The organism is Tepidimonas sp. (assembly GCF_029335975.1).
Taxonomy (GTDB): domain Bacteria; phylum Pseudomonadota; class Gammaproteobacteria; order Burkholderiales; family Burkholderiaceae_C; genus Tepidimonas.
Genome location: NZ_JARJMT020000122.1, coordinates 1 through 2,729, shown reverse-complemented (window position 1 = coordinate 2,729; position 2,729 = coordinate 1). Strand labels below are relative to the sequence as shown.

The 2,729-nt window shown below is 70.9% G+C and carries 3 protein-coding genes; 2 read left to right on the top strand and 1 reads right to left on the bottom strand.

The features are described from left to right. Nucleotides 1–134 precede the first annotated feature (134 nt). Nucleotides 135–905 (bottom strand): tRNA (adenosine(37)-N6)-threonylcarbamoyltransferase complex dimerization subunit type 1 TsaB, encoded by a 771-nt coding sequence (gene tsaB / locus P3W97_RS06680; protein WP_300845008.1) that lies wholly within the window; start codon nucleotides 903–905, stop codon nucleotides 135–137. A gap of 98 nt (nucleotides 906–1,003) precedes the next feature. On the opposite strand from tsaB, the gene P3W97_RS06675 reads away from it, so the two are divergent. Both P3W97_RS06675 and P3W97_RS06670 read left to right on the top strand, forming a co-directional pair. Then, entirely contained in the window at nucleotides 1,004–1,537 is a 534-nt protein-coding gene (locus P3W97_RS06675) for a phosphate-starvation-inducible PsiE family protein (protein ID WP_300845006.1), read from the top strand. Continuing rightward, nucleotides 1,527–2,693 (top strand): trypsin-like peptidase domain-containing protein, encoded by a 1,167-nt coding sequence (locus P3W97_RS06670; RefSeq protein ID WP_300845004.1) that lies wholly within the window; start codon nucleotides 1,527–1,529, stop codon nucleotides 2,691–2,693. Before P3W97_RS06675 ends, P3W97_RS06670 begins: the two co-directional genes overlap by 11 nt. Nucleotides 2,694–2,729 lie beyond the last annotated feature (36 nt).

The following is a 2,729-nucleotide window of genomic DNA, read 5'->3' as shown; positions in this document are numbered from 1 at the left end:
TTCCCCACCTCCGCGACCGGGTCCTGGTGGGCGGTGCCCAGCGGTCGCCTGCCCAGCCGCTGCGCGGGGGCGGGGGTGGGGGCGGGGGCCGTTGGCAAAGCACCGTCCATCACGGGTTACATCGCCGGCCCCGGTCAACCGCCCGTGCGGCGGGGGCGCCGCGCGGCCTGTTCATCCGGGGACAGCGCCACCTGGTCGCGCACGTAGAGCGGCTGAGCCCCGGCCGCGCCGACGCACCACCCGGCCGCTACGCCCGCGGCCGCCAGGCGCAACAGGGCGCGCGCGCACGGCAGCGTCGCGCCACCGATCTCGGTGCGCCAGACGGCAGGCAATCGCTCCCCGTAGACGCCAGCGACGTTGCCAGCGTGCAGCGCGCCGTCCGCGTGGGGCAGGTCTTGCGGACGGCGCAGGTGCGGGCTTTCCAACTCGCGCCAGCCCTGCGCAGCGCCCCAAGCGTAGCGGGCCACGTAGACCTCGTCCATGCGCGCGTCCAGCGCCGCGTGCACGGTGAGTTGCGCGGCAGTCGGCGCGTGGCGCACGCGCGCGGCCTCCGCCACCGCCAGCAGGGTGCCCAGCGGCAGCACGGGTACGCCGCCCGGCCGCGCCCCAGCAGCCAGCCCCTGCACCACCGCGCAGGCGGTGCGCAGCCCGGTAAACGAACCCGGCCCATGGCCGAAGACGATGCCGTCCAGCTCCGCCAGCCGCCAGCCGACTCGCTGCAGCAGCCCCATCACGGTCGGCAGCAGCGTCGCCGAGGCATGCGCACCGCCCGCCCCCTCGTACCACGCGAGCGGCTCGGCTGCGCCGGCCGCGCCCACGGCCACGCTGAGCATCGAAGCGCTCGTGTCCAGCGCCAGCCAGCGCTGCAGGCCGGGGCGCGAGGGGGAAGGGGCGGTGTCGTCCATGCTGACGATTATCCCCGGTGGGGCGGGCGGCCTTGCTAGACTCGCGACAGCGGCACCGGCTGGTCCGGCTCGCGCCGCCCCTGATCCGAGGAGGAACCATGTCCACCCCCCTTGCCACCGAGTCGCGTCCCCACCCCACGGTGCCGAGCCTGCGCGAGCGCTGGCCGATGATGACGCTGTACGAGCGCTTCGAGCAGGTCGTCGCCATCGTGCTGTCCGCCGTGATTGCCGTCATCGTCGTCACCTCGCTGGTGCAGCTCATCCGCGAGGTGTTCATGCTGCTGGTGCTGGACGCTTTCAATCCGCTGGACCACAAAATTTTCCAGACCGTCTTCGGCATGATCATGACGGTCCTGATCGCGATGGAGTTCAAGCATTCCATCGTGCGCGTGGTCATGGGGCATGACAGCATCGTGCAGGTCAAGACGGTGGTGCTGATCGCGCTGATCGCGTTGTCGCGCAAGTTCGTCATCCTGGACCCGGACACCTCCCCGGCCAAGGTGGCGGCGCTGTCGGGCGCGGCACTGGCGCTCGGCGTCGTTTACTGGTTGATGCGCGAGCGTGACCAACGCGCGCTGGATGCCGAGCGGGCTGCGGCGGCCGCGCAGAAGGGGGGGCACCATGCGTCCTGATCCGTGGGGATCGCCCGCGCCTCGGCGCAGCGACAGCTTCGTGCGTCGGCTGCTGTGGCTGGCGCTGGTGGTGGCCGCGCTGATGGTCCTGTGGCAGTGGTTGCCGGTGTTGCAGGCGCGCTGGCTGGCGCCGGCTGCTGCGCCAGCGGTCGAGCGCACCGTCACACCGCGTGGCGACCTGGCGGCTGACGAACGAGCCACTATCGAGCTGTTCGAAAAGGCGCGCGACTCGGTGGTTTTCATCTCCACTGCGCGGGTGGTGCGTGACGCCTGGACGCGCAATGCTTGGGAGGTGCCGCGCGGCAACGGCTCGGGCTTCATTTGGGACGATGCCGGTCACGTTGTGACCAACTACCACGTCATCGAGGGGGCGTCGTCGGCCACCGTGCGGCTGGCCGATGGCCGCGACTATCGCGCTGCGCTGGTTGGTGCGTCGCCGGCGCACGATATCGCAGTGCTGCGCATCGGGGTGGGCTTCAAGCGACCGCCGCCGGTGCCGATCGGCACGAGCCGCGATCTAAAGGTGGGTCAGAAGGTGTTTGCGATTGGCAATCCGTTCGGGCTGGACTGGACGCTGACTACGGGCATCGTATCGGCACTGGATCGCACCCTCGACGCGGACTCAGGCAGACCACCGATCGAGCATCTGATCCAAACCGATGCGGCGATCAACCCTGGAAACTCCGGCGGGCCGCTGCTCGACTCCGCCGGGCGGCTGATCGGCATCAACACCGCGATTTATAGCCCGTCGGGGGCCTCGGCCGGCATCGGCTTTGCGGTGCCGGTGGATACGGTGGCGCGTGTGGTGCCACAGCTCATCCAGCATGGCCGCTATGTGCGCCCGGCGCTGGGCATCGAGGTGGATGAGACGCTCAATCAGCGCTTGGCAGCCGCCACCGGGGTGGAAGGGGTCTACGTGCTGCGCGTGCAGCCGCGCGGCGCGGCCGAGCAGGCTGGCCTGCAGGGCGTGCGCATGACGCCCGAGGGGCTGATGCCCGGCGACGTCATCGTGGCGGTGGAGGGCAAGCCGGTCCACAGCCCAGGCCAGTTGCTGGTTCGGCTGGACGACTTTCGCGTCGGCGACACGGTGCGCCTGAGTGTGCGCCGCGGCGAGCAAACGCGGGAAGTGACGGTGGCCTTGCAGCCGGGGGTTTGAGCAGCCGTGATGGGTGTGCGCGGGTGGGTCCGGGTG

Bases quoted from the DNA above. Each gene is read 5' to 3' on its own strand.
- tsaB (WP_300845008.1), bottom strand. From the start codon at position 905: ATGGACGACACCGCCCCTTCCCCCTCGCGCCCCGGCCTGCAGCGCTGG.
- P3W97_RS06675 (WP_300845006.1), top strand. From the start codon at position 1,004: ATGTCCACCCCCCTTGCCACCGAGTCGCGTCCCCACCCCACGGTGCCG.
- P3W97_RS06670 (WP_300845004.1), top strand. From the start codon at position 1,527: ATGCGTCCTGATCCGTGGGGATCGCCCGCGCCTCGGCGCAGCGACAGC.